This is a genomic window from Micromonospora sp. BL4 (assembly GCF_003667505.1).
GTDB lineage: Bacteria > Actinomycetota > Actinomycetes > Mycobacteriales > Micromonosporaceae > Micromonospora.
Map to the genome: position 1 here is coordinate 1 of NZ_RCVJ01000156.1, position 16,193 is coordinate 16,193.

The window sequence follows — 16,193 nt, forward strand, 5'->3', positions numbered from 1 at the left end:
CCACCCACCCCGGCGAGCACCCGCAGCCCGGCCACGATGTCGCCGGATCGGGCGGTGAGCGCGCCCTGCTGCTTGCGGTAGACCGATTCGGCCCGTTCCAGTCGGCGCAGCAGCGGGCCGACGACCAGCCCGACGGCGGGCACGCCCACCAGGATGCAGAGCGCGAGCATCGGGGAGATCGACCAGAGGACCACGGCGATGACCGCGTACGCGACGACCGCGCCGACCCCCGGCCCGGTCAGCGTCAGCACCTGGGCCGACCAGTCGATGTCGGAGCCGCCGATGGTGGCCACCTCGCCGGCGGCGACCCGGCGCGGCAGCACCGCGCCGATCCGGGACAGCTGCCGCAGCACGACGGCGGCTGAGCGGGCCTTGGCGTCCTCCCGGATGAAGGTCATCGTGCGGTGCCGCATGATGCCCAGGTAGGACAGGCCGACGCCCGCGACGATGATCGCCGCCACCCAGAGCGCCAGGGCCGGGGTGTCGCCCGCGCGCAGCCCGTCGTCGACGGCGCGCGCGATCAGGTAGGGCCGGACCGACAGCCCGATCATCCAGGCCGTTCCGAGCAGGCTGCCGCGCAGCACCCGCCAGGGCTGGCGGCGGACGAGCCACCAGAGGTACCGCATCGGACCCCCGATATCCGGAGTGCCAGGGTCGGAATGCGGAATCTGCGGGGGCACCCGGCCACGCTACCGAGCCCTTCGCGGGCCCATCGACCCGTTTCCCGGCAGGCGCCGAGATGTAAGCAAGGGCACCTTCCGTTCCTGTCAGAGGGGCGAGGCAGAATCGCATCTGTGCTGGTGGCGGTGGTGGCGGATGAGCGGGGTGGGGGAGAGCTGCGTCCGCTGGATGCCGCCGGCCGGCCCGTCGGCCCGACCGAGAGCGTCAGCGACCTGGCCGTGGCGGTGGCCGCGCGGGAGGCTGCCGAGCATCCACGCTGGGTCTGGCCGACCGCCGGCGCGATCTATCCCGCGTTGCTGCGAGCCGGGGTGCGCGTGGAGCGCTGCCACGACGTGGAGCTGACGGAGGCGCTGCTGCTCGGCCACGCCGGCCGCTGGGGTGAGCCGCGCTCGTTCGCCGCCGCCTGGGCCCGGCTCACCGGCGCGCCGGTGCCGTCGGACCCGCCGCCGCGTCCGGCCGCGCCGCCGGGCCACGGGCAGGGCGCGCTCTTCGACACGATGCCCGGCCCGGCGGGCCCGGGCATCGACGCCCTGACCCGGGTGTACGCGGACCAGCTCACCCGGATCGCCGCCGCCGAGCATCCGGGTCGCTTCCGGTTGCTGGTGGCCGCCGAGTCGGCCGGCGCGCTGATCGGGGTGGAGATGGGCGTCGCCGGGCTGCCGTGGCGGGCCGAGGTGCACGACGCCATCCTCGCCGAGCTGCTGGGCGAGCCGTCCCCGGTCGGCGGCCCACCGCGCCGGCTGGCCGAGCTGGCCGCCCGGATCGCCGACGCGCTCGGCGTCCGCCGGCTGCACGCCGATTCCCCGGCGGAGCTGCTGAAGGCGTTCGCCCGGGTCGGGGTGGAGCTGCCCAACACCCGGGCCTGGGTGCTGCGCGGGGTGGACCATCCGGCGGTGCCGCTGGTGCTGGAATACAAGGAGCTCTACCGGATCTGGACGGCGCACGGCTGGTCCTGGCGTGAGCAGTGGGTCCGCGACGGGCGGTTCCAGCCGGAGTACGTGCCCGGCGGGGTGGTCTCGGGCCGCTGGGCCACCCGGGGCGGTGGCGCGTTGCAGATCCCGAAGGTGATCCGCCGGGCGGTGGTGGCCGACCCGGGCCGGCGATTGGTGGTCGCCGACGCCGGCCAGTTGGAGCCTCGGGTGCTGGCGGCGGTGTCCGGCGACGCCCGGTTGGCGGCGGCGGGCGGGGCCGGTGACCTGTACGCCGCCCTCGCCCGGGACGCTTTCGCCGGTGATCGGGCCCGGGCCAAGGTGGCCCTGCTCGGCGCGATGTACGGGCAGACCGGCGGTGCGGCGGTGCCCGCGCTGGCGGTGCTGCGGCGCAGCTACCCGACGGCGTTCGGCTACGTCGAGGCGGCGGCGCGCACGGGTGAGGCGGGCGGGCTGGTGCGCTCGTGGCTGGGGCGCACCTGCCCGCCCGGCTCAGCCGGGTTCGGCGACCCGGACGAGGCCGCGACCGACCCGGATGGCATGGCTGATCCGCAGAGTCCCCGGGCCCGCGCCGCGCGGTCCCGGGGTCGCTTCACGCGCAACTTCGTCATCCAGGCCACCGCCGCGGAGTGGGCCTCGACGCTGCTGGCCACGCTGCGCACCGAGCTGGCCGGCACCGACGCCGAGCTGGTCTTCTTTCAGCACGACGAGGTGGTCGTGCACTGTCCGGCGGCGCAGGCCGAGGCGGTGGCGGAGGCGGTCGGTCGCAGCGGTGAGCGGGCCACCGCGCTGCTGTTCGGCGACACTCCGGTGCGATTTCCGCTGGATCTGTCCATCGTCGACTGCTACGCCGACGCGGCATAGCGCACGATTTTCCTATTTGCCCCGCTACCCGAGGCCGGCCGTACTCGTTGCATCCGGTGTCCGTAGGACGGGACGGACCGGGCACCGCCGTGCCCGGTCCGCTCCACGGTGGAGGGGGCGCAGCTGAACCGCATCGCAGGAATGATCATCGCCGCTGGCGGGGGGCGCCGCATCGGTGGTCCCGAGGCGCTGCTGCACCAGGGGGAGAAGCCCCTGGTCAACCAGATGATCGACACGATGACCGAGGCGGGCTGCGAGCAGATCGTGGTCGTACTGGGCGCCGCCGCCGAACAGGTCCGCGAGACCGCCGACCTGGGCAGGGCCACGGTGGTCATCAACAAGGCGTGGGGCACCGGGGTCGGCTCGTCCATCCGCGCCGGCCTGGCCGCCATGGACGACGAGGGGATCGAGGCGGTGGTGGTGGTCCCGGTCGACATGCCGGGCCTGACCGCCGCCGCGGTCCGGCGGGTAGCCGCACTGCCGTACCCGGACGTGCTGGTCTGCGCCACCTACGACGGGTTGCGCGGCTACCCGATGCTCTTCGGTCGCCGGCACTGGCCCGGTATCGCTACCCTGGCCAGCGCCGACGTGGGCGCCCGGCCCTACCTGCTGGCGCACAAGGACCAGATCGTCGACATCGGGTGCGACTCCGTCGCCGACGGCAGCCGGGTCGACACCCCGGAGCTGATGGCGCTCTACGGCCTGACCGTCCCGCCGCAGCGGATCGGCGTCTGAGCCACGGACCGCCCCAACCGCTCGCCCGCTGCGACACGTCGGCCGACCGACTGTCCGTTCCGGGTCGTAGGCTCGGCGAGATGGCCCGCCCTCCGCTCGACCTGGTGCCGGCCGACGTGCCGGCCGAGTCGCTGACACACAACACGCTCAACGGGGTGACCGGCGGCATCTGGCGTACCCGCCGCGGCGACCGCCCGGCGGTGCTGAAGCTCGTCGCCCCTCCGGGCCGCCCCGGCCCCACCCACTGGGCGGGCAGCGACGACCCGGGCCACTGGAACTACTGGCGGCGCGAGGTCGAGGCGTACCGCAGTGGTCTGGCTGGCGCGGCGTACCCCGGACTGGCCGCGCCGGCGCCGCTCGCGGTCGACGAGCGGCCGGACGGCACGGTGGCGCTCTGGCTGGCCGAGGCGGTCGGCCGACCCGGCACCACCTGCTCGGCGGCCGACCTCGGGGACGTGGCGGGCCGGCTCGGCGCCGCGCACGCCGGCTGGCTCGGCGACCCGTCGGGGTGGACCTGGCCGGGCGGCGGGCGCACGCCGCAATGGCTTGCTCGGGACTGGCTGCGTGACTACACGCTGAGCCGGCCGGTGCCCGGGCCGGTGCCCTGGGACCATCCGGTCGCCGTCGCCGCGTGGCCGGCGGCGCTGCGGGCCGGGCTGCGGGCGCTCTGGGAGCGCCGGCATGAGGTGGTGGCAGCCACGGACCGGCTGCCCCGCACCCTCTGCCACCACGACCTCTGGCCGATGAACCTGGTGTTCACCGCCGCGGGCCCGGTGCTGCTCGACTGGTCCGGCATCGGGCCGGGCCCGATCGGCGAGGACGCGGCCAACCTGGTGCTGGACACCTTCTTCGACGGGCTGGTCGACGTCGCGCTGCTCGACGAGGTGGCGGCGACCGTGGTGGACCGTTACCGAGCCGGCCTGCGCGGTCGCGTCGACCCGGCGACGGTCGCCCACGCGGTCCGGCTCACCGGGGCGGCGAAGTACGCCTGGCTGGCCCCGCTGATGATCACCCGGCTCGGCGGCGCGACCGGGCAGACGTACGACCGGCGCGACGAGGCGGAGATCATGGTCGGCCGCCGACCGGTGCTGGAGCTGCTGGTCCGCTGGGCCGCCACAGCCCTCGGCTGAGCCGACCGCGTGGTGGCCGGTCGGCGCCGGCAGGTGCCGCGAGCGTGATACCGCAGAGGCATATTGATGACTGTGTGGTATCACGCTCGCGATGGTTGGTGCCGCCCGACCGGGCGGGCACGCGCGGCGCCCGTCAGCCCGGCAGCTGGTCCAGCCGGCCGGTCTCGACCAGACGCCGGTACCAGTGCGCGCTGTCCTTCCAGGTGCGCTCCTGGGTGTCGTAGTCGACCCGGATGATCCCGAACCGCCGGTCGTAGCCGTAGCCCCACTCGAAGTTGTCCAGCAGCGACCAGACGAAGTAGCCCCGGACGTCCGCGCCCTGCTCGCGGGCATCCGCGATGGCGGCGATGTGCCGGCGCAGGTAGTCGACGCGCCGCTCGTCGTGCACCCGGCCGTCGGCGGACACGACGTCGTCGAACGCCGCGCCGTTCTCGGTGATCATCAAGGGTTGGCCCGGGTACTCCTGGCGCAGCCGCAGCAGCAGCCCGGTCAGCGCGGCCGGGTCGATGTTCCAGCCCATCGCCGTGTGCGGGCCGGGCTGGGGCAGGAAGTCGACGTCGTCGGCGCCGACCCACGGTGAGTGCGCCGAGGCGCCGTGACCGTCGGCGTCCGAGCGGGCCGACTGCCCGTCCCAGGCCCGGACCAGGGTGCTGGAGTAGTAGTTGACGCCGAGCACGTCCAGCGGCACGCCGGCCACCTTCTCGTCACCGTCCCGGACGAACGACCAGTCGGTGACGCTCGCCGTGTCGGCCAGCAGGTCAGCCGGGTACGCCCCGCCGAGCATCGGCCCGAGGAACGACCGGTTGGCCAACGCGTCGATCCGCCGCACCGCGTCGGCGTCCGCCGGCGAGTCCGACTCCGGCCGGATCACGTGCAGGTTCAGCGTCACCGAGAGCTCGGCGGTCGGCGCCAGCTCCCGGACCACCCGGCCGGCCAGGCCGTGCGCCAGGTTGAGGTGGTGCACCGCGGCCAGTGCGGCCGCCGGTTCGGTACGCCCCGGCGCGTGCACGCCGGAGGCGTAGCCCAGGTACGCCGAGCACCACGGCTCGTTCAGCGTCGTCCACGTGTGCACCCGGTCGCCGAGCGCGGCGACGATGCCGGCGGCGTACTCCTCGAAGCGCAGCGCGGTCTCCCGCACCGGCCATCCGCCGGCGTCCTCCAGCTCCTGCGGCAGGTCCCAGTGGTACATCGTGGCGACCGGGCGGACCCCGCGCTCCAGCAGGCCGTCCACGAGCCGGGAGTAGAAGTCCAGGCCCGCCTGGTTGAAGCGACCGGCGCCGCCCGGCTGCACGCGCGGCCAGGAGATGGAGAACCGGTACGCGCCCAGGCCCAGCTCGGCGACGTGGTCCAGGTCCTGCGACCAGCGGTGGTAGTGATCGGCGGCCACGTCACCGGTGTCACCGTTGTAGGTCCGGCCCGGAGTGTGGCTGTAGGTGTCCCAGATGGACGGACCCCGGCCGTCCTCGCGGGCCGCGCCCTCGATCTGGTACGCCGCCGTGGCCGAGCCCCAGACGAAGCTCTCCGGGAAGATGCGGGACGTCATCGCGCCGCCACCTCCGCCCCGGCCACCACGCACTGGTACGTCGACGAGACGCCCGCCACCAGTTCGGCGGTGGCGACCCCGTCGCGGAAACGCACCTCGAACTCCGCGCCGGGCCCGTTCCCGGGCGCCGGTATCCGTACCCGTTGACGTTGCCCCTCGGCCGGTGTGTAGAGCCGCAGCTGCACGCCGTCGGCCCAGTCGTAGTCGGGCCGGTCCGAGCGCGAACCGAACGGGATGACCGCGCCCGGCCGGGCGAGCACCGGCACGCTGTCGAACCCGTGCTTCTCGGTGACCCACGCCGGGCCGGTGAGCTGCGCGCCGGTGACCAGGTGCGTCCAGGTGCCGGCGGGCACGTAGAAGGTGACCTCCCCGTCGGCGCTGAGCACGGGCGCGACCAGCACGTCGGAGCCGAGCATGTACTGCCGGTCCAGGTGCGCGACGGCCGGGTCGTCCGGGAACTCCAGGATCATCGGCCGCATCATCGGAATGCCGTCGCGGTGCGCCTCCTGCGCCGCGGCCGCCAGGTACGGCATCAGGCTGAGCTTGAGCCGCGTGAAGTGCCGCAGCACGTCGACCGCCTCGTCGTCGTACGCCCACGGCACCCGGTACGAGCCGGAGCCGTGCAGCCGGGAGTGCGAGGAGAGCAGCCCGAAGGCGATCCACCGCTTGAACACCGCCGGGTCGGGGGTGCCCTCGAAGCCGCCGATGTCGTGGCTCCAGTAGCCGAAGCCGGACGCGGCCAGGGACAGCCCGCCGCGCAGCGACTCGGCCATCGCGACGAACGTCGACTCGCAGTCGCCGCCCCAGTGCACCGGGAACTGCTGCCCTCCGGTGGTGGCCGAGCGGGCGAACAGCACCGCCTCGCCCTCCCCGCGTTCGGTCTCCAGCAGCTCGAAGACCGCCTTGTTGTAGAGGTACGAGTAGTAGTTGTGCATCCGCTGCGGGTCCGAGCCGTCGTGCCACACCACGTCGGTCGGGATGCGCTCACCAAAGTCGGTCTTGAAGCAGTCGACGCCCATGTCCAGCAGCGCCTTGAGCTTGCCGGTGAACCAGCGGACCGCGTCCGGGTTGGTGAAGTCGACCAGCGCCATGCCGGCCTGCCACTTGTCCCACTGCCAGATGGACCCGTCCGGGTTGCGGACCAGGTAACCGGCCTGCCGGCCCTCCTCGAACAGGTACGAGCGCTGCGCGATGTACGGGTTGATCCAGACACAGACCTTCAGGTCACGCTCGTGCAGCCGGCGCAGCATCCCCTCCGGGTCGGGGAAGGTCGCCGGGTCCCAGACGAAGTCGACCCAGTGGAACTGGCGCATCCAGAAGCAGTCGAAGTGGAACACCGACAGCGGCAGGTCCCGCTCGGCCATCCCGTCGACGAACTCCGTCACCGTCTTCTCGTCGTACGAGGTGGTGAACGACGTGGACAGCCACAGCCCGTACGACCAGGCGGGAACCCGGGCCGGGCGGCCGGTCAGCGCGGTGTAGCGGCGCAGCACGTCCTTCAGGGTGGGCCCGTCGATGACGTAGTAGGTGAGCGACTGCCCCTCGACGCTGAACTGGGTCTGCGTGACGACCTCCGAACCGACCTCGAACGACACGTGCTCGGGGTGGTCCACGAAGACGCCGTAGCCGGCGCTGCTGAGGTAGAACGGCACGTTCTTGTACGCCTGCTCGCTGGCGGTACCGCCGTCGGCGTTCCAGATGTCCACGGTCTGGCCGTTCTTCACGAACGGGCCGAACCGCTCGCCCAGCCCGTACACGGTTTCGCCGACACCCAGCGCGAGCCGGTCGTGCACGTGCCGGCGGCCCTCACCGTCGGTGACGATGCCGACGCTGCGCCCGGTGGACGCGGTGATGAGCCGGTCGCCGTGCCGGAAGTCGACCCGCCATCCGTCGACGAGCGCGACGCGGGCGGTCAACTCGCCGGTGGTCAGCGAGGCGCTGATTCCGCTGATGTCGACGGCGACCGGGTGCTCCTCGTCGGTGCTCAGCCCGAAGTGGGGCTCGCGGGGCAGCCCGCCGCTGTGGTGGCCGATGGTCACGCCGACGACGCCGGGGGCGGGGGAGAAGAACCGGGCGGTGACGACGGGCCGGTTGAGGGTGTCGCCCCGTCCGTTGATCTGGCCGGCGGGCGCGAAGACGGTGAAGCCGCGCTCGTCCGGCTCGACCGATTCCACCGTGCCGGGTCGCAGCACGGTGACCCCCGGGCGCAGTTGCCAGTACCCGTCGGTGAACTTCACTTCTCGGCTCCTGCCGTGATGCCGCGCGCCAGAGTGCGCTGGAAGATGAGGAAGAAGATGATGGCCGGCACGAGGCTGATCAGGGCGCCGGCGTTGGTGGTCGGGGCGTCCATCAGTCGGTCGCCCTGCAACGACGCAAGCGCGACCGGGATGGTCTGCGTCTGGTTGTCGATGAGCATGACCAGCGGGATCAGGAACTCGTTCCAGGTCCAGATGAAGAAGAAGATGAGCAGGACCGCGAGGGTGGGCCGCAGGTTGGGGAAGACCACCCGCCACAGCACGGTCCACTTGCCCGCCCCGTCCAGCGCGGCGGCTTCGAGCAGCGACCGGGGGAACGTGCTCAGCACCGAGGCGAGCAGGTAGGTGCCGAACGCGCTCTGGATCACGGTGAAGATGATGATCACCGAGAGTCGGGTGTTGTAGAGGCCGATCTCCTTGGCCACGTAGTAGAGCGGGTAGATCAGCGCCTCCTGCGGCAACATGTTGGCCAGCAGGAAGAGCCCGACGATCCAGAGCCGGCCGCGGACCCGTCCGATGCCGAGCGCGTACGCGTTGAGCAGCGAGACGACGACGCCGAGCACCGCCACGGACCCGGCGATGAGCGCCGAGTTCCACAGCTTCAGCGGAAAGTTCACCGTGGTCCAGTACGTCCGCAGACCCTTGGTGTAGAACTCCGTCGGCCAGCTCAACGGACCACCCGACGAGTAGTCGGTCGGCGACTTGAACGCGTTGAGCAGCATGAACGCGAACGGCACCAGCATGGCGAGCGCGGCGAGCGTGACCAGGGCGAGCACCACCCAGCGGGCGGCGCCGCGGCGGTGCCGGTCGCGGCCCGGCCTGTTCCGCAGCGGAGTCACCACCGCGCCCTCGGTCGGGATGAGCGTGACGGCCATCTCAGAACCCCCGGTCCCGGCGCTCGCTGCGGGCCTGCATCCAGATGAAGACCACGGCCACCACCACGATGATCAGGGTGAGCACGGTGGAGATCGCGGAGCCGTAGCCGACCTGGAGCTTCTTGAAGAACGTGTAGTACGCGAAGTAGGACGGCACGTTGGTGGCGTTCTCCGGGCCGCCCCGGGTCAGGGCGAAGATCGGCCCGAACACCTTCAACGCGGCGATGGTGCAGGTCAGGGCCACCACGAAGGTCTCCGGCCGGATCTGTGGAAGGGTGATCGCCCGGAACCGGTGGACCCAGTTCGCGCCGTCGACCTCGGCCGCCTCGTACAACTCCGGGTCGACGCGTTGCAGCGCCGCCATGAAGACGACCACCGGGTAGCCGATCTGCACCCAGATCATCACCGCCATCACGGCGGGCAGCGCGGTGTCCGGGTCGCCGAGCCAGTCGTGGCGCAACGCGCCGAGACCGACCGCGTCGAGCAGGCTGTTGAACGCGCCGTCGGGGCGCAGGATCCAACCCCAGACGATGCCGGCCACCACGACGGGCAGCACCTGCGGGAGGTAGAACGCGGCCCGCAGCGCGGCGGCGGTACGCGGCCGGAACCGGCGGCCGATGACGTCGAAGAGCACCGAGGCGAGCACCAGCCCGAGCAGGGTGGGCACCACCACCATCGCGACGAGCATCGCGACGGTGTTCCGGAACGACGCCCAGAACACCTCGTCGTGCAGCAACTGCTGGTAGTTGTCCAGGCCGATGAAGGTGGGGTCGCCGACCCCGGACCACTTCGTCAGCGACAGGTAGCCGGTGCCGACCAGCGGCGCGCCGATGACCAGGATGAAGAGCACCGCTCCGGGGAGCAGGTAGAGCCAGTACGCCGCGTTGCGGCCGCGGCGACGTCCACGGGCGGGCGGCGGTTGGGTCGGGGTCGCCGCCGGGACGGCGACGGTCTCGGAGACTGCCATGGAGGATCCTTCCCGGTGGAGCGGGCGGGCGCCCCGGTCGTGCCGGTCGCGCCCGCCGCTCGCCGTGTCACTTGCCGGTGATCTCCTTGACGCCGTCGGCGTACGGCTTGGCGATCGAGTCGAGGACCTGGTCGGGCGACTTGGAGCCGTTGATCAGGCCCTGGAAGCCGGAGACCAGCACGTCGTAGTAGCCGGGAACCGGCCAGTCCGGGTAGAACGCCAGGCCGTCCTGCTTGCTCACCGTGTTGAAGTCCTCGATCAGCTTCCGGTCCTTGGGGTCGCTGATCTTCGTCGGGTCACCGGCGACCGGCACACCGCCGTTGTTGCCGATCAGGTCCTGGATCTCCGGACGCAGGGTGATGTCGATGAAGTCGTACGCCAGGCCCTTGGCCTTGCTGGTCTCCGGGACCACCCACAGGTTGCCGGACGAGCCGGCCTGCAACGTGTTGCCGGGGAAGAGGAAGGTGTCCCAGTTGGCCTTCATCTCGGCCTTGAACCGGCCGTACCACCAGCTACCGGAGACGATCATCGGGGTCTTGCCGCCGATGAAGGCGGTGCCCATGTCCTCGGCCTTCAGGCTCGCCGAGTTCTTCGCGATGTAGCCCTTCTGCACCCAGTCCGCGAAGGTGTCCGCCCCGTACTTCAGCGGGTCGGACGTGAAGTCCACCGGGTTCTTGTAGAGCTGGTAGTTGTCGACGAACTGCCGGTCCGCCTTGGCGAGCGCCAGTTGGTAGAAGAGCTGACCGGCCGGGTATTCGGCGCCGGCCATGCCCAGCGGGGCGACACCCTTGCCGACGAAGGTGTCCATCGCGGCGGTCATCTCCGCCATGCTGGTCGGCACCTTGACGCCGTACTTGTCGAAGAGGTCCTTGTTGTAGTAGACGGTGACGTACTCGCCGTAGTTCGGCACGCCGAACCAGTTGCCCGAGCCCATCACGCCCTTGTCGCTGTAGCGGGCGGTGGTCTGCAGGCTGGGGCTGAGCTTGCCGGCCCAGCCGCGCTTGTCGGCCTCGGCGCTCAGGTCGCTGAGCAGGCCCTGGGAGGAGAGCAGGCCGGCGGTCGCGTTGCCCTTGTTGTACTCCATGATGTCCGGGCCTTCGGACGAGTTGATGATCATGCCGGCGTTCTGCTGGATCTGCTCGAACGCCTTGCGCTCGAAGCGCACCTCGACGCCCGGGTGCTCCGCCTTGAAGATCTCGATCGCCCGGTCCCAGGCGACCCCCATCGCGCTGTTGGCGCTCTCGTAGTGCCAGAGCTTGAGGGTCTTGGCCCCGCTGTCGTCCCCGCTGTCACCACCGCCGCACGCGGCCACGGTGGTCGTCGCGGTCGCCGCCAGGGCGATCGCGGCGACGATCCGGCGGAATCGCTGCATTGCTATCCTCCTCGTTGAGTATCTAGCCGGTACTTCACTGGGCCCGTCGTCGCGTTGCAGCGCGGCGGCGGGCCGTTTTGGCAGGTCAGCCCCCACCGATCGGCGGTCGACCGGGTGCGTCCGGTGCTGGTCGTCGTGGCACGGCCGTCGATCCCCGGGTCTCCAACGCGCACGGCAGCAGTTGCTGGTGGCGCTCGTCGCCGGCACCGTCCAGGTGGCGCAGCAGCGCCTCGATCGCGATCCGCCCCAGGGCCGAACCGGGCGAGGTCATCGCGGTCAGCGCCGGGGTGGCCAGTTCGGCGACCTGCGGCGAGGTGACCATCGAGACGACCGAGACGTCGTCCGGCACGGAGAGCCCCCGGCCGGTCAGCTCGCCGAGGATGCCGAAGATCGCGGTCTCGTTCATGGCCAGCACGGCGGTCAGCTCCGGGGCCTGCGCGAACGCGGCGGCCAGGGCGGCCCGCCCACCGGCGGCGCTGTCCTCGGCCGGGATCATCACCGGCTCCAGGCCGTGCGCGGTCATCGCCGCGACGAAGGCGTCCCGGGTGCGCAGCGCGGGGCCGTAGCCGCTGGCCAGGGTGGCGGCCGAGTGGTTGACGTAGACGATGCTCCGGTGACCCAGGCCGACCAGGTGGGCGACGGCCTCGCGCACGGTCTGCTCGAAGTCGATGTCGACGTAGGAGAGCCCGCTGGTGTCGCCGGTGCGGCCGATCAGCACCAGCGGGACGCCGGCCTCCCGCAGGACGGTGACCCGCTGGTCGGCGAGCTGCACCTCCATCAGCACGACGCCGTCGAGCATCCGCTGGCTGGCCAGCCGGCGCAGGTCGTCGAGGTCGCCGCCACCGACGGGGGAGAGCACCAGGTGGTAGCCGGCCGCGCTGGCCGCGGCGGCGGCGCCGGTCACGAAGGCGGTCTCGGTCGCGCCCAGGCCGCGCTCGTCCATCGGCATCAGCAGACCGAGGATCCGGCTGCGCCGGCTGGCCAGGCCGCGGGCCATCGCGTTGGGCTGGTAGTCGAGCTCGGCCATCGCGGCGAGCACCTTGTCCCGGGTGGCCTGGGAGATCGGGCGGGTGCCGGTGAGCACGTACGACACGGTGCTGACCGAGACCCGGGCGAGGCGGGCGACGTCGTGCATGGTGGCCACCGCGCACCTCCTCCGGCCTGGCGTGGGATCGCTCCCGCGGAATCGTCGAAGCGTTTCGACGAAGCGTTTCGACAGACGCTAGGCCACCTGTTACGGCGACGTCAATAGCCGATGTCGCTCAGCCGCGGCCGTTCCGGCAGGGGCTCAGGGAAGGTCGAACAGGGTGGCGGCGCTGTCCCAGCACACCGCGCGCAGCCAGTCGTCGCCGAGGTCCAGTCGGGCCAGCCCGGTCAACTGGTCGGCGTACGGGTAGGGGATGTTCGGGAAGTCGCTGCCCAGCAGCACCTTGCCGGCCAGCCCCAGCTCGCGCAGCCGGGGCAGCTCGTCGGCGGGGAACGGCACGAACCGGTCGAAGAACGGGGTGAACGCCATCGTGGTGTCCAGCCGGACCCGCTCGTACCTCTCGGCGAGGTCGAGGAAGTCCCGGTAGTCGGGGGCGCCGAGATGCGCCACCACGGCGGTCAGCCGGGGGTGACGGGCGAGCAGGGCGGCGAACGGATCCGGCCCGGTGTGCGTGGTCCCCACCGGGGCGTGCCCGGCGTGCACCACCACCGGCACACCCGCGTCGGACAGCATCCCCCACACCCGGTCCAGTGCCGGGTCGGTCGGCGCGAACCCGCCGACCTGCACGTGCACCTTGAACAGCCGGGCCCCGCCGGCGAGCGCCTCCTCGACGTAGCCGGGAGCGTCCGGCTCTGGGAAGAAGGTGGCCGAGGGCAGGCAACCCGGGGTGGCGCGGGCGAACTCCAGCGTCCAGCGGTTCAACTCCGCGGCCATGCCCGGCCGGTGCGGGTACGCCAGCGCGCTGAACGCCCGCACCCCGAGCCGGCGCAGGTGCGCAACCCGGTCCGCGTCGCTCCACCGGTAGCGGATCGGCCACTTCGTGCCGACCAGAGGCCCGGCCGCGTCGAAGTACGCCCACACCCGGCGCAGCAGCCGCGGCGGCAGGAAGTGGACGTGCACGTCGGCCAACCCGGGCAGCCCCAGCGCGCGCCAGAACTCCGGCACCCGCTCGTCGGCCACCGGCGGTGACTGCGGCGCCGGGTCGGTCATACGTCGATGTTGAACCGGTGCAACACCGACGGGGCGATCAGGCCGGCGGTGGCCAGCACCGACACCACGGTCAGAACGGCACGCAGGACGATCACCTCGGTCTTGCTGCCGGTGCGCAGGGCGATGCTGTTCGGTAGGCCGATCATCGTCCACATGCGTCGGCGGATCGGGATCGGCCAGAGGATCGGCACCCCGGCTTTGGTGATCATGTCCCCGAGGATGTGCACGAAGCAGCCCACCCCCATGGCCACGCCGATCAGGGGGTACCCGCGTCCGCCCGGAAGGTTGGCGAAGGTGAACCACGCCGCTCCGGCCGACGCGAGGGTCACGATCACCCAGCCGGCCCGCTCCGCCCACTCGTCGAACAGCCCGCGCAGAGCCAGGCCGAACATGAAGAAGAGGATGGTGATCACCGCCCATTTGCCGTACGCGGTGCAGAGCGCGGTCGTGCCCCAACCGACGAGCAGCGTGAACGGGATGGTGTGGGTCAGTGTGCGGTGCCCGTTGTTGCGGCGGGGGTCCCTGCTGAGCTTCGTCGCGTAGTAGACCCCGAGGGAGATCTTCTCCATCACCTCGGCGACGAAGAGCGAGAAGACCCCGAAGGTACGGGCCACCGTGGCGCCGCCCTGGTTGCGGGTCACCTTGCCCGAGAGGTCGAGGTCGGGAAAGAGCGCCCCGCCCGCGCACACCGCCGTGCCCACCGCCAACGCGAGTGGCGACTGCTGGTAGTCGGCGAACTGGTCCAACGCCCAGGACCCGGCCAGCCATACCGCCGCGCCGGACAGCGCGTGCGACGGTCCCATCATGTCGGCTCACCCTCCCCAGGGATCTTGAGCGCCAAAACTACGCCACTGTAGTTAGCGTCGACGCCGCAGGGGCACCACCCGAACGGTCCACAACGGACGGTGTCAGAGCGCGGGGGTGAAGCTCTGCCGGATCATCGGCAAGTATGTCGCGTTGACCTGCCAGTCGAACTCTTTTGTCAACCACGAGACGGTGAAGGCGCGCCCGGCCGAGGTGTTGGCCAGCAACCGGAAACTGTGCACCCGCTCGCCGGCGGCGTTCTCCCAGCCGCACTCCCAGATCGCGCCGCCCTCGAAGAAGTCCAGCGCCGAGATGTCCACCTTGCGGTAGCCCGGTAGCGACCCGCCGCCGGTGAGCCGGGCCTCCTCGGCCTTCCAGTACGCCACCGGGTCGGGTCGGGACGGCCCCGCCTCGACGCTGAGCACCCGGGCTCCGTCGGACTCCCGGAAGCAGGTCGCCGCCCCGTCGGTCCAGCGCAGCCAGCCCACCGGCGCGGCGATCCGGAACCCGGCCGGATCGTCGTGCCACGTCCAGCCCTTCACGAGCCGGTACCGCGCGTCGGCCGGCGGCGGCACCGACGGCACCGGCGTGGCGGTCGGTGGCGGGGGCGCCGCGCAGGCGAAGGCGGCCGGTCGGGGAGTGGTCTCGCCGCCCCCGGCGCCGGACGGTGGCGTCCGCCCGTCGTTGCGGTTGACCAGCGCCAACGCGACACCGCCGGCGGCGACCAGCGCGGTGACCGCGCCGCACAGGGCCAGCAGCCGCCGACGCCGTCGACCCGGTCGCGCCGCCGGGTGGTCGGTCGGCGCCGCCAAGTGGTCGGTCGGCGCCGCCGGGTCGCCGGGCGGGGACGGCACCTCGACCGGTGCGGCCGGCGCGGCCGCGCGGCCCGCGTCGCGTACGGCTGCCACCGCCGCGGAGCGGGCCGGCCAGGTGGGCTGGTCACCGCCGGCCGCCGCGCTCCGCAGCAGCGGCTCCGCCTCGGCGGCGGTCAACCGCCGCCAGGGGTCGCGCTGCAACAGTCCGTTGAGCACGGGGCGCAACGGGCCGGCCCGCCGCATCGGGTCCGGCGGTTCGGTGGCCAGGGCGCTGAGCGTCGCCATCGCGCTGGAGCGGGCGTACGGCGAACGCCCCTCGACCATCGCGTAGAGCGTCGCGCCCAGCGACCACAGGTCGGTACGGGGGTTCGACACCCCTTCGCGGGCGCGTTCCGGGGCGACGAACTGCGGCGAGCCGAGCACGGTGCCCGGCCCGGTCATGGCCCCGTCGCCACCGTCGAACGTGGCCAGCCCGAAGTCGGTGAGCACCACCCGACCGTCGTCGGCGACCAGCACGTTGTGCGGCTTCACGTCACGGTGCAGCACACCCGCGGTGTGCGCGGCCCGCAGCGCGGCGAGCACGGCCAGCCCGATCCGGGCGGTGCGCTGCGGGCTCAGCGGCCCCTCCGCGCCGATGATCTGCTGCACCGACCGGGACGGCACGTACTCCATCACGATCCAGGGGCTGTCCCGGTCGTGCACCACGTCGTAGATGCGGACCACGTTGGAGTGGTTGAGCCGGGCCGCCGTACGCGCTTCACGCAGCGTCCGCAGTCGCAGCTCGGCTCGCTCGGTCTCAGCCAGCCAGGACGGTGGCACGACCTCCTTCACCGCGACGTCACGGTGCAACATCTCGTCGCGGGCCAGCCACACCCGGCCCATGCCGCCGGTGCCGACCAGGTCGAGCAGCCGGTACCGACCCGCGATCAGCAACTGCTGCACAGTCGCTCCCCCTCGGTCACCCCGTGTTACACGATAGCCACCGGTACGGCTTTCCTCATCCACTGAGTGGCCTCGATCCACGCC

12 protein-coding genes and 1 pseudogene are annotated in these 16,193 nt (G+C 72.1%); 3 read left to right on the forward strand and 10 right to left on the reverse strand.

Translation table 11 applies throughout. The features are described from left to right. Nucleotides 1-626, reverse strand: a pseudogene (locus EAD89_RS20870) (ABC transporter ATP-binding protein); the annotation flags it as partial. Between the two features lie 138 nt (nucleotides 627-764). On the opposite strand from EAD89_RS20870, the gene EAD89_RS20875 reads away from it, so the two are divergent. From EAD89_RS20875 to EAD89_RS20885, 3 genes are all read left to right on the forward strand, one after another. After that, on the forward strand, nucleotides 765-2,474 hold the full coding sequence (locus EAD89_RS20875; RefSeq protein WP_121676938.1) for a bifunctional 3'-5' exonuclease/DNA polymerase: 1,710 nt from the start codon (nucleotides 765-767) through the stop codon (nucleotides 2,472-2,474). Nucleotides 2,475-2,615: 141 nt separating this feature from the next. Then, entirely contained in the window at nucleotides 2,616-3,209 is a 594-nt protein-coding gene (locus EAD89_RS20880) for an NTP transferase domain-containing protein (protein WP_121656449.1), read from the forward strand. 80 nt (nucleotides 3,210-3,289) lie between these two features. Next, nucleotides 3,290-4,339, forward strand: coding sequence for a phosphotransferase (locus EAD89_RS20885; protein WP_121676912.1), 1,050 nt, complete (start codon nucleotides 3,290-3,292; stop codon nucleotides 4,337-4,339). Between the two features lie 133 nt (nucleotides 4,340-4,472). Here the strand turns inward: EAD89_RS20885 and EAD89_RS20890 are convergent, their stop codons facing one another. The 9 genes from EAD89_RS20890 to EAD89_RS20930 form a co-directional block, all read right to left on the reverse strand. Continuing rightward, nucleotides 4,473-5,882, reverse strand: a complete 1,410-nt coding sequence (locus tag EAD89_RS20890; protein ID WP_121676939.1) for a GH1 family beta-glucosidase — start codon at nucleotides 5,880-5,882, stop codon at nucleotides 4,473-4,475. After that, nucleotides 5,879-8,119 (reverse strand): alpha-xylosidase, encoded by a 2,241-nt coding sequence (gene yicI, locus EAD89_RS20895; protein ID WP_121676913.1) that lies wholly within the window; start codon nucleotides 8,117-8,119, stop codon nucleotides 5,879-5,881. The genes EAD89_RS20890 and yicI overlap by 4 nt, the downstream gene beginning before the upstream one ends. Further along, nucleotides 8,116-9,012: a carbohydrate ABC transporter permease gene (locus tag EAD89_RS20900; RefSeq protein ID WP_121656452.1), complete on the reverse strand. Its 897-nt coding sequence runs from the start codon at nucleotides 9,010-9,012 to the stop codon at nucleotides 8,116-8,118. The genes yicI and EAD89_RS20900 overlap by 4 nt, the downstream gene beginning before the upstream one ends. 1 nt (nucleotide 9,013) lies before the next feature. Continuing rightward, entirely contained in the window at nucleotides 9,014-9,979 is a 966-nt protein-coding gene (locus EAD89_RS20905) for a carbohydrate ABC transporter permease (RefSeq protein ID WP_121676914.1), read from the reverse strand. Nucleotides 9,980-10,046: 67 nt separating this feature from the next. Beyond that, a complete protein-coding gene (locus EAD89_RS20910) occupies nucleotides 10,047-11,351 on the reverse strand; it encodes an ABC transporter substrate-binding protein (RefSeq protein WP_121656454.1) in 1,305 nt (434 codons plus the stop codon). Between the two features lie 85 nt (nucleotides 11,352-11,436). Then, nucleotides 11,437-12,486 carry a LacI family DNA-binding transcriptional regulator gene (locus EAD89_RS20915; RefSeq protein ID WP_233578883.1) on the reverse strand — a complete coding sequence of 350 codons (1,050 nt, stop codon included), beginning with the start codon at nucleotides 12,484-12,486 and terminating at the stop codon, nucleotides 11,437-11,439. Between the two features lie 153 nt (nucleotides 12,487-12,639). Further along, complete coding sequence (locus EAD89_RS20920; RefSeq protein ID WP_121676916.1) at nucleotides 12,640-13,548, reverse strand: amidohydrolase family protein; 909 nt, start codon at nucleotides 13,546-13,548, stop codon at nucleotides 12,640-12,642. Beyond that, nucleotides 13,545-14,354 (reverse strand): metal-dependent hydrolase, encoded by an 810-nt coding sequence (locus tag EAD89_RS20925; RefSeq protein WP_121656457.1) that lies wholly within the window; start codon nucleotides 14,352-14,354, stop codon nucleotides 13,545-13,547. The genes EAD89_RS20920 and EAD89_RS20925 overlap by 4 nt, the downstream gene beginning before the upstream one ends. A gap of 102 nt (nucleotides 14,355-14,456) precedes the next feature. Further along, nucleotides 14,457-16,109 (reverse strand): serine/threonine-protein kinase, encoded by a 1,653-nt coding sequence (locus EAD89_RS20930; RefSeq protein ID WP_121676917.1) that lies wholly within the window; start codon nucleotides 16,107-16,109, stop codon nucleotides 14,457-14,459. Between the last annotated feature and the right edge of the window lie 84 nt (nucleotides 16,110-16,193).